This window comes from Paenibacillus sp. GM2FR, from assembly GCF_002803325.1.
GTDB lineage: Bacteria > Bacillota > Bacilli > Paenibacillales > Paenibacillaceae > Paenibacillus_AQ > Paenibacillus_AQ lautus.
The window spans coordinates 917061-937619 of sequence record NZ_MKZM01000009.1 but is presented as its reverse complement, the minus strand read 5'-3'; the positions used below and the strand labels follow the sequence as shown (position 1 = coordinate 937619).

Sequence of the window (20559 nt, the reverse complement as noted above, 5' to 3'; positions counted from 1 at the left end):
TCATAGATTATTAGATAGCGGTAACTTGGAATCTTGAATCTATGAATAGGTTTTCCAAGAAAGCACGAAGATAGACGTCTTTTGCTAGAAAAGGATTGGCCTGCTCCGCATGATTTATATAGGTACGGTCGGCCTTGCCTAATCGGCATCCAAATAAAAAAGCACCTGGTTCGGAGAGTTCTTAACGATACTCACCAAACCACGAAAAAGGCCAGCCCGTTGCTACGGCTGGCCTTCAATACCATTCCACTTACATGCTGGCTTTCATCGTTCGCATCAGTTCATCGCATTAACGATTTACGGCCTTCATCATTTCCAATTCCAAATCCGGTCAAGGATCACCGCAGCCTGAGCACGCGTAAAGTAAGCCTGTGGAGCAATGCTGCCATTCATGCCGTTCACGATGCCCGAGCCGGCAAGCAGCGCTGCACTCGATTTGGCATACTCAGCAACCTGATCCCCATCAGCAAAAGAATCCAGTGACCCCTGCACTTCCAGCTTCCTGCCAGCTGCCTCCAGAGCACGCTGCGTCATCACCATCATGTCCTGGCGTTTCATCGGCGTGTCGGGCAAGAAACGGTTTCCTCCGACACCTTGAACCAGTCCAAGCTCTGTGGCGATCTGCACGTCTTCGTAATAATATGCCGAAGACGTAACATCTCCGAATGCTGCCTGGCCTTCGCCCGAGCCCTCCAGCTCCAGCGCTCGTACGAGCATAACGAGAAATTCAGCTCGAGTAATCGGGTTCAACGGGTTGAATCTCGTTTCGGTCTCCCCTTGAACCATTCCACGGGATGCCATCGTTTCGATCGCATCGATCGCCCACGGTACATGCTTCAAGTCATGAAACGTCTTGAATGCGGAAGCGACTGCAAACGTGCCGCCATGCGGCAGCGCTGCATGCACGATCCCCTGTTTCGCATCATAGCGGCTGTTTGGAAGAGGCCCGTCTTGCCCGTTGGCATCGATCTTCCTAACAACGATATGATCCGGTTGTGCCAGCTCTTCCTGGGTTGGTGTATAAGGCACCAACCAGAGTAGGCGAGCCTTGCCCGATTTCCAAGACAGGGCCCGATCTCCGGCAAGAACCTCTATCTGGAACACCGGACGATCGCCGATCTTCTCGCGGAGGGCCGCATCCAGATTGCTGCCCGAAGCTTTCGCTAGACGCAGCGTGACGGTTTCTGTATCCGTTACACCGGTTCCCTGAATCAACATGCTTGGCAGTTCCAGCGTGCCAAACTCCGTTTGGAGGATAAGAACTGCCTGCGGATTCCCCAGCAGCCACTTAACCGGCAGCTGAATATCGTAGGACAGGGCTCCTTTTTGAGCCGGGATGTCCACAACCGCTCGCTTCGTCCCCTCTGTCCCAGCTGCCGCCTTCTCCAACGCCTGCTGAAGGAATTGGCTCGAGACAGCAGTGATGATCCGCCCGTCGTTGTTCCGGATTTCAAGTGAAGACCAAGACGTGCTCGGAACCGGACTCGTACTGCTTCCGCCTCCGCCCGTGGTTCCTCCGCTTCCTCCGTTACCGCCGCCGTTATGTTCTCCGCCGTTTCCATTGCCTCCGCCAGGAGCGGAGCTCTTCGTGAATTCCAGCACGCCGAACCTGGACGTGTTCTGATAGGATTGGCCGGTCGGATCCGACCATATGGCCACGCTGTCTCTTGTACCCTGACCGTCTTCATCGTTATTCACCTGCAAATCGAACCCGATGACTGTCCCTTTCTCAGCTTTGATCTTATCCAGGCGGATCGCTGCTTCAACGACATATCCGCCGTCGGTCACCTTCGCTGCGGATGTGAAGTTATCCTCGCCCGCATGACCGCCAAAAGAACGCACATTGTTGAAGTTCATCCGATACTGTCCGTCATCCTCCTGGTAGGCATCCGTCTTTCCATTATTCTGATCCACGAAAATCTCTACCGAATCCTGCTCCCATACGTTGGGACTCGCATCTGATAACAAGCTGTCGCTAATGACGGCATAAACGTACAGGTGATTCTCATCCCATAGCGTCCGGAATTTAGCGGTCGCGCCGCTGTTACCCTCCACCCATACGCCGGTTGCCAGTTCCCCGGCTTCCTTCCAGATGCCGTCGAGCTCGCCATCCACCTTCGGGGTGCCATAGCGAGCCTGGGCCAAGTTCGGCGCAGCAGCGAGAGTAAGAATGCCGAGTCCGTCTTGATCGCTCTCCTGGGCATGCCTAAGATCGCTCCAGGACACCATTGCCCCATTCTTGCCATGCTCGGAACCGTCATCCGTGCCGGAATCCGTCACTCTGACATCGAAATAAATGTCGTTGCCCAGCGATCCTTCTCCGTTAAGCGGAAGCAGGGCTTCCCCTGTGTAACCTCCCGTGGTCTCTGCCGTGTTGGAGGCTCCACGCTGAATCCGGACTTTTTGCAGGGTACCGTTCACCACTGCGAAGATGTCAACCTGATCTCCCGGGGATATCGATCCGTCTTTCACGTCAACCCTGACATAGACGTGGTCCTTGTCCCATAGTGTCTTAAATTCAGCAGATAACGATCCTAGCTGCTCTGTCTTAAGTGCCGAAACCAGATTCCAGGCAAAATCCGGTTGTCCGTCGATGACCGCCTTACCCTCCACAGACGCTCCGGTCTTTCTCACAATCGTTAGCCTGGAAGGATCGACCATTCCCCAATAAGCAGGCTTGGCCTGATATTGCTTGTCAAAAGGAAACGGAGCATCCTGGCGGCCTGTACCCGCGGGACGATCATGCAGCCAGGTGTGGTCGTCTGCAATCCCCCAAATGGTAACATTGCTGATCCAGCCTCCTTCCACACCCGCATCGACGCCCGTTTGGTCCAGCCGCTTCAGCTCTTCAAACAGCTCTTTGTACCGATAACCTTGCTTGTCGAGCAATTCCTGAGGGACGGTCTGGTACGCGTCGGTATTGTTCGTATACACCGAAACGTCCAGCTCGGTAAGCTGATTGTCAAAGCCCGCCTCGCCGAACATCCGGATGGAATCCGAGATTTGCTGGATGGACGGCCCGCTGATATTGATGTGCGTTTGATGGCCCACGCCATCGATCGGAACGCCTTCCGCCTTCAGCTGTTTCACGAGATTCAGCAGATAATCGCGTTTCTTCGGATTGTGCGTGCTGTAATCGTTGATGTACAGCTTGGCCTCGGGACCGGCTGCATCACGTGCCGCATGAAATGCGGTCCGAATATAGTCGAGCCCCGTTATTCGGTACCACTGACTGTCCCGCATGCCATCCGGACGCCCTTCGTCAATGACCTCATTCACGACGTCCCAATCGCGGGCATCGCCCTTGTAGCGGCCGACCACTTCATGGATATAGGCTTCCAGCCTCTGAAGGACGAGCACTTTATTCTCCGGCGTAGCTTCAAGATAATGGCCCTGATCATCCTTCAGCATCCATTCGGCCCCTTGCTGATGCCACAGCAGCGTATGGAACCGGAGGTTCATGCCATGATCCCTGGCATAATCCCTAATCAGATCCGCGTTGGTAAAATTATAGGTTCCTTCGCTTGGATTGAGAGATTCCGGTTTCATCACATTCTCGGCAACGAGCGAGTTGTAATGGTAATCCAAAAGCTCCTTGTGCACGCCGGACAGATGCTTGGGCTCTACCGCTGCCCCGATCTCGAAATAATCCTGATACACATCCTTCAGTGCCGGAATATCCGTCTGAATGGAACCCGGCAGAGCGAGCTTAATGTCATCGACATAGAAATTGGAAAGATCCGAGGTTTCCACATACAGCTTCAATGTTTCCATATCCGAACTGAAACCGAAGGTTCCTCTCAGCTCCACCCACTCCGTACCGCTCGCGGAGGCTGAGGCGACGGTCGTATAGGACGTGTCTGCTGCGCCCGCCGCTTTGTTTTCCATCGAAAGCGATATTTTGACCGCAGCGGCAGGGACCTCCTCAAGCCTGACATAGGCTGAGATTGTATACGTTTTTTGGCGTACCATGATGTCTTTAACATCTTGGCTGGGCCCGTTCCAGTTGTTCGTCCGATCATGGACCTTTAATCCGTAGCCGCCGCTATGGGCTGCTTCTGGCAAAGCTTCTACGGTCTCCGAATCGCGTGGTCCCCAATCCATCGTCGTTCCGTCTTCAAAATCCCATACGACCGTATTCTCTCCCCCCGGAATCTCATTGCCGGGGTCCGGTGCGGGCTCAATCAACCGGACCTTGAATTCGTCCATATAATAAGCGGCGTCCGGACTGCTCGGGCTCTGCAAATATACCTGCAAGGCTGAGGCATTAACATCGTATTTATAATTGCCTTTTACCTCTACCCACCCATCGGCGGATACATCAACCGGAATGCTGAAGTTCACGTATTCCGGCTCGGCTCCGGTTTGCTGCATGGCAAGCTGAAGCTTCTGAGACCCTTGGGTGCCCTCCTTCAAATGGACAAAAGCGGAAATTTCATAGGTAGCTCCCTTGTCCAGCTGATTCGTGGCGGATAGATTAAACCCCGGTCCGTTCCAGTTCGCCGTCCTTCCCTCCGTCAACAAACTCCCTGTCCCTTCATAGGCATAGGTAGCGGAAGTCACCGTCTCCGTTCCCCGCTTAAACCACCCCTCCGTCCCGCCGTCAAAATGATGGTGAATCACAAGATCCTGATCAGCGGGGGGATGGGCCGGTTCAACTGCCGCCGCACTCCAACTAGGCGGTATGAGCAGCATGAACGCGATCAGCATCAGGCTGGTCTTCCTAATGATTGTTCTCTTAGACACGGCATGCTTGCCTCCTCATCGGTTGCATTTATGGTCTGTCCTCTAGCAAAACCTTGGTTATTCTTTTACGCTGCCCACGTTCAATCCGACCACGAAATATTTCTGCAGAAACGGGTATACCACCAGAATGGGAACGGAAGCCACAACCGTTACGGCAGCGCGAATCGAAATCGGCGTTACCATGTTCACCGCAGCGTCCTGCGTCATCCCGGCTCCTGCAGCCACTGCCGGATTGCTGTTCGCGTTCATACTGGATGACAGCAGCTTCATCAGCTCATACTGCAAAGTGCTCAGCTCTTGGCGGGAGGAGGTATAGATGAATGCATCGAACCAGGAGTTCCAAGCCCCCACGGCCACGAAAAGCGCAATGGTTGCCAGCACCGGCTTACACAGCGGGAAGATGATCCGGATGAAGATTTTAAAATCCCCGGCTCCGTCAATTCTTGCCGATTCGACCAAGCTTTCCGGAATCGTTCCGATATACGTCCGGATAACGATCATATTGAATGCGCTGATCATCGACGGGATCACATATACCCAGAATGAATTCAGCAGGTGCAAGTCCTTCATCAGAAAATATCCAGGAATCAAACCGGCGTTAAAGTACATCGTCAGAATAAAGATCAATGTAATCGGCTTGCGGAACACATATTCCCGACGACTCAGCGTATACGCCAGCATCGTGGTCAAGACCAGATTCAGCAGCGTTGAAAGCACCGTTCGTGCCACGGAAATCCAGAACGCATCATATATCGTTCCCGAAGCAAATACCGCCTTGTAATTCTGCCAAGTAAATTCCCTCGGCCAGAGATAGATACCGCCCCGGATCGTATCATTCCCCGCATTCAGGGAAACGACGATCGTGTTCAGGAACGGATATAATGTAACAATGACAAGACCAATCATAAACAAGGTATTGAACGTATTAAAAAGGATCGGCTCTACTCTTTTTTTTCTGACGGATTTAGGCGCTGCGGCAGCAGTTGCTGGCCCAGGGCTGATTGTTTGATTTGCCATTATAGCAGCCTCTCTTCCCCTAGCCGTTTCGCGACTCCGTTTGCAATCAATAACAGCGTCACACTAACGACCGTTTTAAATATACCGGCAGCCGTTGCTAATGAGTAGTTTCCTTGGGCAAGCCCGTACTTCAGCACGAAAATGTCAATCGTTTGCGACCAGTCGACAACAAGACCGTTGCCCAGCAAGTATTGAACCTCGAAGCCTGCTTCCAGAATGTGACCGACCTGCATGATCAACAGAATGATGATCGTTGGCTTAATGCCCGGCAAAGTGACATGGAACATTTTCCGATAGCGGCTTGCCCCGTCCATATCGGCAGCCTCATAAAGCGCCGGGTCGATGGATGCCATCGCAGCCAAATATATAATCGTATTCCAGCCGACTTCTTTCCAAACATGCGACGCCCCGACGATTCCCCAGAAGTATTTGCCTTCACTGAGCCATTGGATCGGCTCCTTGATGAGATGCAGCTTCATAAGGATATCATTGATGATTCCGTTCGAAGCCAAGCTCGTCGCCACAATCCCGGTTACGATGATCCAGGATAGAAAGTGCGGAAGATAGGAGATCGTCTGTACGGTTCTTTTCCAAACCACTTTCTTGATTTCATTCAGTAACAATGCAAGGATAATTGCAGTCGTAAAGCCGAGAATCATATTGATAACACTCATTGCGAGCGTATTGCGAAGCACTTGCAGGAAACTTTCATCCTTAAAAAGAAATTCAAAATGTTTAAATCCTACCCACGTCTGTTCACTAAAGTCTCTAGCCGGCTTGTAGTTCTGGAAAGCCATGGTCCATCCCCAAATAGGAACGTAGGCAAACAAGATGATGTAAGCCATCAGAGGCACCGACATATAGATCAACTGTCTCTGTTCTTTGAGTACGGCCCAGGTGATTTTCTTGTTTGTCTTAGGCTTCCGGACGGCAGAGTCTTTGACAAAGGTCTCTTCCATAAGTTTGTTCTCCCCAAAACCCCATATTTCGTAAACAAGGAAGGCATGAAGCCTTCCCGTTTCCGATTCATGTACCTTCCGTTGCCTTACTTAACAGACCAAGTGTCTCTTCTCCATTGCAGCACTTCATTAATCCGATCTTCATAAGCCTTGATGTTGAGCTTGCGGATTTCAGTGACGTACTCATCCCAGACGCTATCGTATTCTTCTGGTTTAGCAAGAATGGCTTTTGGTAAGTACTTCGTGGACAACTCATTTTGCTTCGTATTCACGATTTTCGCTTCAGATCCGTCTACCAGGTCGACAGACCATGCCGGGTAAGCGATGTCGTTCTCGGGAGCCGGACTGAAGAAGTCGACATAGCTATTGAATCCATATTGGGCGAGGAAGTTCTTGTCATACTCTTTCATGCCTGCCAGAATTTCTTCAGGCTGGGCAGCCGCATCTGTAGCGTTGCCGTCCGAGAATAAACCTTCCATTTTTGGGGCTTGGCCGTAGAAGGAATCGGCTTTATTCGCGAGCTTCCAGGTTGCATCGGTAAACTGATCGCGCTGCTCTTGCGTTTTCATGAATCGGCCATCTTTGACGATGTAATCTTCCCCTTCGATCCCCCAGGCCAAGATTTTTTGCCAATCTTCTTGAATCAGCGTATCCAATAGTTTAATAATTCTGATAGCCTGCTCTTCGGATGCATTGACCGTAATCCCGAACCCGTTATTGAGGTTCAGAGCCGGACGATCTTTGTAATGATCCCGGATGCCTTCATCAAATACAAGCGGAAGACCAACATATGTTCTTTCATCTTTCTTCTGGGTAATCAGCGCGTTTTCTGCGCTTTGGAAGTTCCAGTGCTGGTCAAACATACCAAGAACTGCGCCGCTGGAGATTTTCGCCATATACTGGTCGAAGTTTTGAGTAAACGTTTCTTTGTCGATGATGCCCAGGGTATTCATCTCGTTCAGCTTTTTATAATAGCGTTTGGCATAGTCCTTATCGGCAAAAATTTCCGCCTTGCCGTCTTTAACGACCACACCGCCATCGTTCGGATGACCGATCAAATGCTGAGGAGCATTGAACAGTCCCCAGTTTTTCCAGTCATAGTTCAGAATTTCAAAGCCGATCGTCGGCGTACCGTCGATGGTCGGATGCTTTTCCTTGTATTGTTTAATCAAGTCAAAATATTGATCCAAGGTTTTAACCTCTGGATATCCCGCCTCTGCCAACACGTCCTTCTGAATCCAGAAAGCCGGGCCCGAATACCAAGACGAGCTAACGTCCGCATTCGTTACACCGTAGTTTGGAAGATTGTAAATATGACCGTCATTCGGGTCTTTCATCATGTTCCAGTACTTCTCATAATGCTTCTTCAAGTTTGGCGCATGTTCTTCAATCAAATCCTCGAGCGGGATAAAGGCACCGGCAGCTGTCAGCTTTTGATTCGCTGTCATCATGTCCGGATAATCGCCGCCTGCAATCATAACGCCGAGCTTCTGGTCAATATCGCCTGCCAGGAACTCGAATTTGAAGGATGCTCCTGTCTTTTCCCTGATTAATTTATAAATCTTGTTGTCAGGTGTTGGTTGCTGGTCGGGCTGACCGATAAAAACACTCACCTCAAATGGTTCGATCTTATCCCCGTCCGTCCCGGGTGTTGTTTGTTCTGCGGAGTCCTTTGCTTCCGGCTGGGCCCCGCTATTCCCGTTTCCGCCCCCGCAGCCCGTAAGGACGATGCAAAGCGACAACAGCAACACCGTGCTGAGCCGAAGCCATGATTTTGTCTTACCCCCCATAAAAGCACCTCCGTCATAATGTGGTTACATCGTTGGTCGATACGCCTCTTCATGTAACCTTCCTTTATTGTAAAAGCGCTTTCAAATGCGGACTATACTATAATTAAAGCATTAACCTTAAAAACTTTAGAACATCCTCTTCTTGAACTCATTCGGTGCCATGCCCCATCTTTTTTCGAAATGCTTAAGGAATTGGTTGTAGTGGGTGTAGCCGACCCTTTCGGCGATTTCGCTGTTCTTCAGCTTGTTCTGCTTCAACAGCGCGGCCGCTTCCTCAATCCGCAAATTATGTATGAGTTCGTTGAAGCCAATCCCATTCTTACGCATCAGTAGCTGGCCGAGATAGACGGGATGCAGATAAAAAAGCTCCGCCAATCGCTTAATGGTCAGATTCTCCCGGTAGTGCTGCCGAATATAATCGTTAATCTCCTGGATTATGCCTTGCGAATGCCGGGCCTGCTCCTTGAGAAGAAGCTCGATGCACTCTTCCCCGAAGCGCAGCAGCTCTCCCATCAAGTCGTTCAAATGGAAGGTTCCGTCCGTTAATCCAGCTGCATTGGATTTGGCTGCCAGGATTCGAGCTTCCGCACCTTCCGCCTCCCTCACCAAATCCATGATTTTATACAAAACATGGATCACCATTTTCTTCACGATCCCCGGCGCGATTCGCTGCTCCGCAAACCTGGACGCAGCCAATCCGGCAGCCTCGCGGTATCCCTTCTTGTCGAGGAGTTCCACGGACCTGATGACATCATCCATCAGGTTCGTGGGGTAACGATAATGAAACGGCCGATCCCGTACCTCTTCATATGAAATCATCCCGCCGTACGCCGGATCGTAAAATTGATGCTCGATGGCTTCCTTGGCGGTTTCGTAGCAGCGATGGATATGCACCAGAGACTGCTGGCCTTCTCCTACAGCCATAAACAGCCGCTGTCCTGCATAATGGCGGACCAGCTCGCGGATCGTGCCTGAGGGTACGCTCCCGTTGCCAGGGGAATAACCGTTCACCAAACCAAGCCGGTTCGATTCCAGATCGATGACATACTCCGAATTCGCGTGGGCTGACAAGCGGGCGACGGTTTCCTTGACGTCAGGAAACAAGGCAGACTCTGCTTGGATCAGACATACGTTCCACTCTTGATGGGCGGAGGATAAAACCTGAAGCCTCGACAGGCCGCTAGCCCTAAGCGGCATCTCCAAGAGCGTTTGCATGATCAGCGAAACATCCTCTTCCCTCTTAGCAATCGCGCTCAGGCTTAATCTGCGATGCTCCTGCATCAGCTCAGCATGAATCTTGCCGAGCTCCTCCTCGGCTTCCTCTGCAATAATAGGCTTCAGCATGTAGTGATGGATGCCGTGCCGCAATGCCTTCCTTGCATATTCAAATTCACTGTAGCCGCTCATGATGGCAAATTTCACACCGCTATCCCGGTGATGCTGCTGCCAGGTTTCAATCATATGAAGCCCGTCCATTAGCGGCATGTTTACATCGGTAATGACCAAATCCGGCGCAAGCCCATGAATCATCTTCAAGCCTTCCACTCCGTTGCCCGCGGTTCCGCAGACGCTAAACCCCAAGCGTTCCCAATCGATCCACAGCGCCAGCCCTTCCAGCGCACCCGGTTCGTCATCGATCAACAGCACTTTGAAAGGCATGGTTCTCCCCCTCTCCGCCTTCATGCTCCCGAGACTCCAACAGCCGGATCGGAATCTCGAATGAAACGGTTGTCCCTTGATTCGGGGTGCTGGCAATGTTGAAAATGACATGATCGTCGTAGTACAGCTCCAGCCGCCGATATACGTTTCGAATGCCGAAGCTGTTGCCCGAGAACTGCTCGTTGCGAACCGAGAGAATAATGTCCCGTAGCTTGCCTTGCTCAATGCCCTTACCGCTATCCGTAATGACGATGCGAAGATAATCACGGGCAACTGAAGCGCTTATGGTCACCAGACCCGCTCCATCCATCGCCTGCAGTCCATATTTGCATGCATTCTCAACGAGCGGTTGAATGCTCATTTTCGGAATTTTATAATGAAGCGCTTCCATATCGATGTTGAATTGATATTCGAATTTATCCCGAAAGCGGAATTTTTCGATTTTGAGATACATTTCGATAAATCTGATTTCCTCCTCCACGGAGACCAAATCCTCTCTCCAGCTCAGCAGTCTGCGAAGCAGCTTGGACAAGCTTTTGATAATATCCGTCACGTCCGTGTATCGATTCTTCGTGCAGACCACCAATATCGCATTCAGGGTATTGAACAGGAAATGGGGATTCATCTGGCTCTGCAAAAAGTTCAATTCAGCCCGAACCCGCTCCATCTCCAGGCTTTTCTTCTGAATCTCCAGCTTGTACACATTGTTGATCAGGGAGTTCATCTTCGCTGTCATCTGATTGAAATTCCGGATGAGTCCGCCGATTTCGTCCCGGCCTTCGTCCAGTTCAATCAAGTCGAACTTCTCGTTGCTCACCTTCTGCATATGACGGGACAAACGCTTCACCCGGTAATTGTAGGACCGGAGCATAACGGTAATAAAGACCGCCGCAACCAGCGTAACAACCGCTGCCAATACAACGGTAAACAGCTGCATATCCAGCATGGCGCTCGTAATCCGGCTCCCCCGGTTGATGCCGATCAGCTTCCACCCCTTCACGTACCTGGCCGTTCCGATCGAGAACACATGCCGATCCTCTTCATCGAGCTCCAGGTCAAGCTTCGAATATGCGCTGTACTTCCCTCTTTCATAACCGCTGCTGGCCGACATAATAATCTCATTGTTCTCGTTCACCAAATACATATCCAGATAATCGCGTTCCCGTACAATAACGTCATAGATCTTGCTCAGGTCGATGTCGATGCGAAGCAGCTTCTCATAAGTGGAATAGCTATCAAAATAATCCATCTTCTCAATGACGCTTAAATACGGAACCGTCGAAGCCGAATTGCTTGCCTCCGTAGCCCTGTATGCCGCCACCAGCACCGGATGGGCCGAGCTCTTCCACAACGCATACCAGTCGCTCTCGAGCACATTATCGTTGATCACATGATAATTGCCGCCGGACACAATGGTGGAATTTTCGGTGAAGATGCTAATCCGCTGAATCTGGTTGTTAACCGGTATGTAGCTCGTTACCCGATTCCGGAGCTGCTCATCAAAGGTTTCGTAGAAGTCCAGCTGGGACTCATACTCGCGATCGAGCATTTCGTAAAGGGTCTTATCCGTACTCAGCGCATGACTGACAGCCACCCCGCCGTCGATGAAATTATGAATATCCTTCCTAGCCCGCTCCATTGAGATATCGAGGTTCTGCTCCTCTCTCTCCCGGATCAGCTCCGACATCCGATCCATAAAGATGAGGTTGACCACCAGAATAGGCAGCAGTACACCAATGACAAAAATAAGAAAAAATTTAGTTTTCAACGGAATATCGTTGACGAAATTCCCCAGCCTGAACATTCTCTTCATGAAGGCACCCTCCCGGTCTAGCGCTGCTTGCTTTCAACATGATTCTTGTAATTCGAGGGCAGAATCCCGGTTGTCAACTTAAACTTATGGATAAAATAGTCCGCGTTCGGGAACCCGACATGGAGCGCAATCTCGGAAACCTTCATTCCGCTCCGTTTCAGCAGCAGCTTGGCCTCCTCGATCCGCTTGTCATTCAGGTATTCCTTGAACGGCTTGCCAGCATGCTTCTTGAACAGCTGCCCCAAATAGGTGGCGTTCATATGGAAATGTCGTGCCAAATCCTGAAGCTGAAGCCTGCTCCGGTACTCCCGGTCGACATACTGAATCACTTGAAAAATGGTGTTGTGCTCGTTAAGCTTGCTTAACTCTTCCAGCTGCGAAGCGGCCTCAAACGCGAGCAACCGCATATAATTCTTCAACGGCGCTTTATGGCAAGCATCACTCAGATGACCAAGCTTCCTTTGCAGCCGGTTCATGAATAGATCCGGATCTCCATTCATTTCCGCGATTCTTCGACACAGCTTCAATTCCAGATCGGCCACATCGGCTTGAAAAGCCCTCAGGTGGAGGAGATGATCGGGCATGCCCGTAAAAATCCGCGCCAAGCATGACTCGATGGACGCATGCTCCCCCGCCATAATCATGGAAAGCAATTCGTCCATCCATCCGCAGGGAAGTCCCCGGAGCCGCTCCGCTCCTCTCGGTTCTTGGCAACAAAACACGCCGCTTCGGCCTTGGCTTCGCTTATCGTCGCGCACCTCCGCGCTTTGCCTGTAAAGCTTTCCGATCGCCTGGATTCCCTCCCCTGTGCCGCTTAACGCCACGATAACCGGCCCTTCAAGCTCCCGGGCCAGAGCAGACTGCAACTGCAGCGCAGTCTCCATGACCTCATCCGGAGTCGAATGCTCGACATGCAGCACCACTCCGATGCTCCCGCTATTGTCCTGGAAGCATCCCAGTAAGCTCGGGGGCCCGTAATCGGTCATCCATTCGATCCAATCCACTCCCGTTTCAGTAATCCCTGTTTCAATCAATAGGCACTGCAGCAGCGGCTCGCCCTGGATTTGCATCGCATTGCTGGCTTGCTCGGCCAAATCAGGACTCAACTCTTCCCGAATGAGCCGGTTCAACAAATAATGGACGGCAAGGCCGGCTTTCTTCCGGTAGCTGCGTTCAGCGTCTCGTTCGTCCTGGATCTCATGGCTGAGCTTGGCAAGCACTGCCTCGATCTCCTCGTCATCAATCGGTTTCAGCAAATACTCGGCGACCCGTTGGCGCATGGCTTGATGCGCGTATCCAAAATCATCATATCCGCTCAAAATAACGAATTTCGGAGGAAGAGGCAGTATCCGTTTGCTGTGCTCAATCAATTCCAGGCCGTTCAGGACTGGCATGTGGATATCCGTCATCACCAGCTCGGGCTTCAACTGTTCCATTAACTTTAGCGCTTCCGGAGCGCTCAGGGCTTCTCCGCATATTTGAAATCCAAACCGGTTCCAATCGATCATGGTTCGAAGTCCTTCCAGAACCCATGGTTCATCGTCCACCAGAAGTACATTGAACAATACCCTCGTCCCCCTTCATGATATGTTAGATGTAAGCGTACTCATTTTACCTTATACTACCATACTAGTATATCTGTGAGAATATACTGCATCTCCTCTGCTTTATATTGGTATCCTGGTCAGAACACAAATAACCCGTAAGCGGGGGTCCTTATACAAGAACTCCGCTTACGGGCTGCTTAAGCTCGCCTACCCCTTAATTCCGGATAAAGTAACGCCTTCAATAATATATTTCTGCCCGATGATATACACGATGAGAACCGGGACGAGCGCAATGGAGGCCCCCGCCATCATCAGTGTCCAATCCGTTGAATACATGCCCCGGTACAAATTCAACATCATCGGCACGGTAAACTTATCGGTGCTGCTGAGAAATATCAGCGGGTTAAAGAAGTTGTTCCACATCCCGAGAAAGGTGAAAATCCCGAGTGCCGATAAAGCCGGTTTGATTAGAGGAAGCATGATCCGGGCGTAGATCGTCCAGCGATTCGCGCCGTCCACGATGGCCGCCTCTTCCATCTCCTTCGGAATGCCTCTGAAGAATTGCCGGAGCAGAAACACCCCGAAGGCGTTCAGCAGCGCAGAAGGGACGATAATCGCCAGATGCGTATCCAGCCATCCGATATTTTTCATGATCAGATAAAGCGGAATAATGGTCACTTGTCCCGGCACCATCATGGTTGCCAGAAACAGAATGAACAGCGGCTCCCGGAACGGGAACGTGATTTTGGCAAAAGCATAAGCCGCCATGGAGCAGGTAACCAGCTGTGAAACCACGACGATGATATTGATGTAGAAGCTGTTGAAATACGCGCGCCCGAACGGCAGCGCCGTCAGCGAATCCTTATAATTGGACCAGATGAACGGGTCCGGAATCCACTTGGGCGGCACGACGAATACTTGCGACAAATCCTTGAGCGAGCTCAGCACCATCCACACGAACGGCAGGGCCATCATGCAGGCTCCCAGGATCAGCACGATATGCAGCACCACGGTGGACATCCTCAATCCCCGATGTATCATTCATGTTCCCTCCTTCCTAAAGGTTCGACCATCAGTCTTCGTAATGCACCCACCGCTTGGACATTTTCATCTGGAACAAAGTAAGCGACAGAATCATGACGAACAGGATGACCGCCGATGCCGTGCTCTTGCCAAAGGTAAAGTCCGCAAAGGCGGTCTCGTAGATGTGATAGACAAGCGTATAACTCGCCTTCGCCGGCCCGCCGGAGGTCATGACAAACGACTGGTCGAACACCTGAAAGGAACCGATGATGGACATGATCGTTACGAAAAAGGTCGTCGGGGACAGCAGCGGTATCGTAATATGGATCAGCTGCTGCCATTTGCCGGCGCCGTCAATCTCGGCTGCCTCGTAATAACTTCTTGATATGCCCTGGAGCCCGGCAAGGAACAGGACCATGTTGCCTCCCAGCCCCATCCAGACGCTCAGCAGGGCAATCGAAGGCATCACGTACCTGGAATCCGTCAGCCAGGAAGGACCCGTTATCCCGAACCACTGCTGCAGGTACATGTTAATAAGGCCGAAGTCGGCGTTGAACAGCCACATAAACACAACGGCGACGGCGACGGACATCGTAATGTTGGGCATGAAGTAGATCAGCCGGTACAGAATTTTCCCGCGAACCCGGTTTAAGCCTACCGCCACCAGCATGGCGAGAACGATGCCTGTCGGTACCGACAGAATCGTGTAATACACCGTGTTCACCAGTGCGATGTGGAACTCCTCATCCTGAAGCTGGGACACGAAATTTTGGAGACCGATAAACTTCTTGGCTCCCATGCCGTCCCAGTTCATCATGCTGATGACAAAAGCCGAGATGAGAGGGACCAATGAAAAAGCGATCAAGCCGATCATCTGGGGAAAGATAAAAAAGTAGCCCCATAAACCGTCGGACGTCTTGCTCTTTAAGGCAGTCGTTCTCCTCTCCGGAAACCGCTCCGGAGAAGGAGCGGCTCCGGAGCTTCCTGCAGGCTGCGTGTTCATTTCATCTCACCGTTCCTCCCCAGAGCTGGATCAATTCTTGCCGCTCTTGTAATCCTGAATTTTCTTGTTGGCCATATCCTGAATATCCTTCAAGGAGCTTTCCAGATCCTGATCTTTCAGCCACAACGCCTCGAACTTGGACGTAATATCCTGGCTAAGCCCGGGAATGCCGGCTTCGAACGGAGTCAGGGAATACCCGATCTCACGCGCGTCCAGGAATAACTGGGCATGCTCCGGCAGATTCCCTTCCAGCACTACTTCATCCGTTCCCTGTACCGACGGGACCGCATTGCCGCCGCCCTGCAGGCGGAAACGTTGACCCTCTTTGCTTACGTACTCGGAGAAGAAGGTGTATGCCGCTTCCTTATTCTTCGATGCCTTGTTCATCACCATGTATGCGGTCGGGATACCGGCCGGCTCGATTTTATTGCCGGTATTGGTTGGCCATGTGACCACGTCATACTCAAGTCCTTGATTCTTCTTGAACAACGGCAGGTACCAGCGGCCTGCAGCAACGAATCCGACCTGGTTGGACATAAACATGGCATCTCCGCCTTGCCCTTTGGGAAGCGTGCCGGAGAAGGTGATGTTTTTGGATTTCACGTTGTCGTACAGGAAGCGGAACGCCTCCATTGCTTTCGGATCCGAAGCTGCCACGAAATTCCCTTCGTCGTCGTACACCCGACCGCCGTTGGAAGTAACCCAGCTGTGGTAGCTGTTCCAAGAGTTATCCAGCACGTAGCCGTACTTTTTGCTGTCCCGGATCTTGTCCGACATCTCCTTGAATTTGTCCCAGGTCCACTGACCGTTCGCCTGAAGATCGGCCGGCATCTCGGTAATCCCTGCTTCCTTCAGCACCTTCTTGTTGTACCACAGCACCATCGGATTACAGTCCACCGGTACCCCGAAGGTCTGACCATCCCGCACGGCTGCGCCCCACAAGCCTTCAAAATAATCCTCTTTCTTGATCACGCTTTCCGGTGCTTCCATATACGTCGTCAAATTCTCAATGCTCTGATTCTCGATCAGTTTCACGACCAGGGCGTCCCCTGCGTAGAAGACATCCGGAGCGGTCCCACCTGTTAATTGGGTTAATATTTTCTGATCATACTCGCCCGGAATCGGAATAAATTCGACCTCAATGTCCGAGTGCTTCTTATTAAAGTCCTTCGTGAGCTCCTGAAAGCGGCTAAGCTCTCCGGGATTTCCCCAGGTTGCCCATTTAATCTTGACCTTCTCACCGCTTCCGGACTCCCCACCCTCTGATGTTCCGCCGCCTCCACACGCTTGGAGTATGGATGATAGTAGAAGAATGATTACAAGCAATGACCCTCTCACCTGTTTCCTTGTCATTTCATTTCCTCCATTCAAACCAGATTTGGACTCGCTGGCACAGCTCTTGTAAACGCTTTAATTATAAAATTTTGACAAAAAGCTTTTGAACGGATTATGTTCCGAAAAAGTGGATTCTTTTCCGATCCTATGAATTTCCATTATTTCCGCTGCTGTCCCTGGTACTCCGCAGGCGTCATGCCTACCATCTTCTTGAACAGCTTGCTGAAGTATTTCACGTCATTAAATCCGGAGTGGTCCGCCACTTCATACACTCGCAGCGATGTCGTGGAGAGCAGCTCCTTGGCCCGTTTCAACCTCAGATCAATCACATAGTCAATGAAGTTGTGTCCCGTGACACGTTTAAACAATTCGCTAAAATAGTTGCGGCTGACGGCCACTTCGTCCGCCACCTCCTGCAGGGAGATCGGCTCGGTAAAGCGTGCGTTAATATATTGAACGGCCTGCAGCACGATTCGCTCATGCAGCGTAGATTCCGGTACAGGGTGACGCATGGCCTCGTCCCGCAGCGTATGGAAGCCTTGAAGGACCAGCTCCTTCACTTCCCCCACCGAGCGAAGCTTGCCCACTTCCCCGATCTGTGGAAGCGGCGGGCCGCCGGGAAGATGAAACATAGCGAGCAAGCTCAGAAGCTCCTCTGCTTCTCGGATGACCGACGGTTTCTTCATCCTTCCGGGCTGCCAGCGCAGCATGATGGACTGCAGGCGCTCTCCGCTTATGTCCATGTTCCCAACCGTCAGCGCGGCTCTTAGGGCATGCAGCTCGGCAGCCGGCCTCTCCTGAGCCGAATCGGCATCGGTCAAGGGGAGCTCCTCTGCCCGCAGTATCTGTTTATCTTTATGAAAAAAGAGGCCTTCCAGGCTCTCGCTAGCTTCTCGAAACGCTTCCTGCAGCTTATCCATGCCGTTATATCTCCTGCTGAGCCCCATGGTGCATCGGGCCGGCAGATGGATTGCTGCTTCATGCTCTGAAGCAGGCACCCTTCCTGCATGCCGTAGAGGCACGTAGGCAGCGATCCGGTCCGTCTCCAGCCGAACTGCCAGCGCCTCCGGCACCTGGTCATATAACAGCCCCATCAATCGCTCAATCTCGTCATGCCAATCCTTGGGCTGCACCCCGGCTGCACCAGCCCCTGAATCAGAGTCAAGCTGGAGCACGGCCAGCATATAAGCGCCATTTAGATTTTGGGCTTCCAGATTGGCGATTGCCCCCGGTTCTCCGGACAGCGCCTGAAAGAGGATTTTCTCAGCGGCTTTCTTCTGATTCATACGCTGCTGGTGCTCATGCTCGGTCAGAATCCGCTGCATTTGCTTCTCCTCTTCGAGCTTCGAACGCATGTGATCCAGCACAGCACCCAAAGATTCCGCATCCAGCGTCGGCTTGAGAATATAATCCGAAGCGCCAAGCCTTATGCCTTCGCGCACGAATGCGAAATCGCTATGACAGCTGAGCAGCAGTACCTTTACCCAAGGACAAAGCTCTCTTGTCCGGCGGGTCAGTTCCAAGCCATCCATGACCGGCATCGCGATATCCGTGATCAGAATGTCCAGATCCCCGTTCAGAATCCATTTCATTGCCCGTTGTCCATTGGAGGCTTCTCCCACAAGCCGGTAACCATATTTCTCCCAGTCGAAGGTCGAGCGCAGTCCTGTACGTGCGATCGCTTCGTCATCCACGAGCAGCACTCTGTACATAATCTTCACCCCTTTGCCTCGCAAACGTTATCGTGACCCGCGTTCCTCCGCCTTCCGGGCTTTCCACCCATACCCCATAGCGGCTGCCGTAATACAGCTGGACTGTTTGGTGAACATGACGCAGCCCGATGCGGGTCATGCCGTGCTTGGAGTGATCCTGTTCATACGACAGCAGTCCCTCTATTCGTTCAGGCTTGATGCCGATTCCATTATCCTCGATCCGAACCATGACATCCTGCTGGTGTGAAGTTACCCGAATCGTAATGACGCCGGCTTCATCAAGCGGGGCAATCCCGTGAAAGATTGCATTCTCCACAATCGGCTGCAGCAGCATCCGGGGAACATAAAGGTCCTCCATTTCCTCGGGGCAGTCGATCCTCAGCTCAATTTGATGGTCATAACGGTAATTCTGGATGATCATATATTTCCGAAGCAGCTCAAGTTCATCTCCAAGCCTTATAAACACGCCGTTTCGCTCCAGGCTCCCCTCCAGCAGATGAACAAGGGCCGTGACCGATCGATCCACGTCATTCGTCCGATTAAGCTTGGCCATCCAGCGAATCGAATTCAATGTATTGTAAAGAAAATGGGGATTGATCTGATACCGCAGCGCACGGATTTCCGCCTTCTTCTTCTCGGATTCCTCCGCAGCGATTCGCCTGATGAGCAAATCGATCTGCTCAATCATTTTGTTGAAGCTTCGGCCCAACTGGCCGATTTCACTGGGCCCCACATTCTTGCTGCGGACCGACAAATCGCCTGCTTCGCTTCTGCGCATCAAGCGGCTTAAATGAACGAGCGGATTGCCAATCCTCCGCGTCATGAAATAACCGATGCCGATCGCCGCCAGGATCGATCCGAATACAATCCAGACCGTGAAACTCCGAATGCTCGCCGAATCTGCCGTCAGTTCCTTCAGCGGCACCATGCCGACCACATGCCAGCCGTTGTTCAGGCGCGAAGGGATCATCAGCGTTTTTTTGTTGTTCAGGTTATATTCCGTCAAACCCGAGGGCAGCTTGATCGGGGACTGCTTCCCGTACATTGAAGGATCGGGATGGTAAAAGTAACGGTTCTCGTCATTGGCCACGTACATATACCCTGTGTCGCCGAACTGGACATGGTTTAATTCATCGATTAGGACGTCTCCCATAATCTCGATGAACATCACCCCGACAATCTCCCCCGTATCCCAGCTTCGGATTGCCCGGCCCAGCCCGAACACGGGAAATCCCATTCCCGTTTGCTTCAGGTAGGAGGTATCGGACAAACCGAACCATACTGCCTGCCCGTTCGCCTCCAGTATCAATCGATACCAAGAAGAATCCCACTGGTCCGGGATGGACATCAAGGAATCGGCGCTCAGGACCGAATTGTTCCGCTGCACGTCAAACACGTACACGTCCAATATCTCCGGCGAGTTAATCATGATGGAGGTCAGCAGGTCCTTCCCCTCCTTTACCTTCAACGTCAGGTCATATTTACTGATATCCTGATCCTCCAGAATGCCGTGAACCACCTTGCTGTTCAGCACCATCATCGAGGAATCGTCCAGTTTCTTGAAGAACATATTCAGCTTGTCACTGACTTGGGTGATGGTGAGGGAAGCCACTTTACTGACCTGTTCCTCCACGATTGAGGCCGATTTGTTATACGACAGGAACCCCATAATGAGAACCGGGAGTGTTGTGCCGATGAAAAAAAACAAAAACAGTTGAATGACAATGGAATGAAGACGATGATATCCCCGCATACATGCTCCCTCCGTTCATAAAATGAAAATTGCGGACCTTTTACGATAGCGCTTACATAACTGTTTGCCCTTCTTTCTTCTACCATTTGGACTCTCACCTTCTGCCTTTCCCTTACCTCCTTCTCTAACATCCCCTCCGGAGCACGCGTTTGAAGATCATATTGCCTTCCTCGCTCCCGGGTGTAATCATCGTATTATGTTT

12 protein-coding genes are annotated in these 20559 nt (G+C 51.7%); all 12 read right to left on the bottom strand.

The genetic code is table 11. The features are described from left to right. Positions 1–309 precede the first annotated feature (309 nt). The 12 genes from PAEVO_RS25140 to PAEVO_RS25085 all read right to left on the bottom strand — a co-directional run bounded on the left by PAEVO_RS25140 (position 310) and on the right by PAEVO_RS25085 (position 20357). Positions 310–4746: an endo-1,4-beta-xylanase gene (locus tag PAEVO_RS25140; RefSeq protein WP_243390923.1), complete on the bottom strand. Its 4437-nt coding sequence runs from the start codon at positions 4744–4746 to the stop codon at positions 310–312. A gap of 57 nt (positions 4747–4803) precedes the next feature. Then, complete coding sequence (locus PAEVO_RS25135) at positions 4804–5763, bottom strand: carbohydrate ABC transporter permease (protein ID WP_100540223.1); 960 nt, start codon at positions 5761–5763, stop codon at positions 4804–4806. Continuing rightward, the gene (locus PAEVO_RS25130) at positions 5763–6722 is read right to left on the bottom strand and encodes an ABC transporter permease (protein ID WP_100540222.1); all 960 of its coding nucleotides are present in this window, start codon (positions 6720–6722) and stop codon (positions 5763–5765) included. Before PAEVO_RS25130 ends, PAEVO_RS25135 begins: the two co-directional genes overlap by 1 nt. 86 nt (positions 6723–6808) lie before the next feature. After that, positions 6809–8512 (bottom strand): extracellular solute-binding protein, encoded by a 1704-nt coding sequence (locus PAEVO_RS25125; RefSeq protein WP_100540221.1) that lies wholly within the window; start codon positions 8510–8512, stop codon positions 6809–6811. Between the two features lie 126 nt (positions 8513–8638). After that, entirely contained in the window at positions 8639–10171 is a 1533-nt protein-coding gene (locus PAEVO_RS25120) for a response regulator (RefSeq protein WP_100540220.1), read from the bottom strand. After that, the gene (locus tag PAEVO_RS25115) at positions 10143–11984 is read right to left on the bottom strand and encodes a cache domain-containing sensor histidine kinase (protein WP_100540219.1); all 1842 of its coding nucleotides are present in this window, start codon (positions 11982–11984) and stop codon (positions 10143–10145) included. Before PAEVO_RS25115 ends, PAEVO_RS25120 begins: the two co-directional genes overlap by 29 nt. A 17-nt stretch (positions 11985–12001) precedes the next feature. Continuing rightward, positions 12002–13549 (bottom strand): helix-turn-helix domain-containing protein, encoded by a 1548-nt coding sequence (locus tag PAEVO_RS25110; protein ID WP_100540218.1) that lies wholly within the window; start codon positions 13547–13549, stop codon positions 12002–12004. A 189-nt stretch (positions 13550–13738) separates the two neighbouring features. Further along, positions 13739–14572, bottom strand: a complete 834-nt coding sequence (locus tag PAEVO_RS25105) for a carbohydrate ABC transporter permease (protein WP_100540217.1) — start codon at positions 14570–14572, stop codon at positions 13739–13741. Positions 14573–14603: 31 nt separating this feature from the next. Continuing rightward, the gene (locus PAEVO_RS25100) at positions 14604–15557 is read right to left on the bottom strand and encodes a carbohydrate ABC transporter permease (RefSeq protein ID WP_100540216.1); all 954 of its coding nucleotides are present in this window, start codon (positions 15555–15557) and stop codon (positions 14604–14606) included. A gap of 30 nt (positions 15558–15587) precedes the next feature. Next, a complete protein-coding gene (locus PAEVO_RS25095; RefSeq protein ID WP_100540215.1) occupies positions 15588–16910 on the bottom strand; it encodes an ABC transporter substrate-binding protein in 1323 nt (440 codons plus the stop codon). A gap of 140 nt (positions 16911–17050) precedes the next feature. Next, on the bottom strand, positions 17051–18604 hold the full coding sequence (locus PAEVO_RS25090; protein ID WP_100540214.1) for a response regulator: 1554 nt from the start codon (positions 18602–18604) through the stop codon (positions 17051–17053). Next, a complete protein-coding gene (locus tag PAEVO_RS25085; protein WP_100540213.1) occupies positions 18579–20357 on the bottom strand; it encodes a sensor histidine kinase in 1779 nt (592 codons plus the stop codon). The genes PAEVO_RS25090 and PAEVO_RS25085 overlap by 26 nt, the downstream gene beginning before the upstream one ends. Between the last annotated feature and the right edge of the window lie 202 nt (positions 20358–20559).

Excerpts from the sequence above, each read along its gene's own strand:
- PAEVO_RS25135 (WP_100540223.1), bottom strand. The coding sequence starts at position 5,763 with ATGGCAAATCAAACAATCAGCCCTGGGCCAGCAACTGCTGCCGCAGCG.
- PAEVO_RS25130 (WP_100540222.1), bottom strand. The coding sequence starts at position 6,722 with ATGGAAGAGACCTTTGTCAAAGACTCTGCCGTCCGGAAGCCTAAGACA.
- PAEVO_RS25125 (WP_100540221.1), bottom strand. The coding sequence starts at position 8,512 with ATGGGGGGTAAGACAAAATCATGGCTTCGGCTCAGCACGGTGTTGCTG.
- PAEVO_RS25120 (WP_100540220.1), bottom strand. The coding sequence starts at position 10,171 with ATGCCTTTCAAAGTGCTGTTGATCGATGACGAACCGGGTGCGCTGGAA.
- PAEVO_RS25115 (WP_100540219.1), bottom strand. The coding sequence starts at position 11,984 with ATGAAGAGAATGTTCAGGCTGGGGAATTTCGTCAACGATATTCCGTTG.
- PAEVO_RS25105 (WP_100540217.1), bottom strand. The coding sequence starts at position 14,572 with ATGATACATCGGGGATTGAGGATGTCCACCGTGGTGCTGCATATCGTG.
- PAEVO_RS25100 (WP_100540216.1), bottom strand. The coding sequence starts at position 15,557 with ATGAACACGCAGCCTGCAGGAAGCTCCGGAGCCGCTCCTTCTCCGGAG.
- PAEVO_RS25095 (WP_100540215.1), bottom strand. The coding sequence starts at position 16,910 with ATGACAAGGAAACAGGTGAGAGGGTCATTGCTTGTAATCATTCTTCTA.
- PAEVO_RS25090 (WP_100540214.1), bottom strand. The coding sequence starts at position 18,604 with ATGTACAGAGTGCTGCTCGTGGATGACGAAGCGATCGCACGTACAGGA.
- PAEVO_RS25085 (WP_100540213.1), bottom strand. The coding sequence starts at position 20,357 with ATGCGGGGATATCATCGTCTTCATTCCATTGTCATTCAACTGTTTTTG.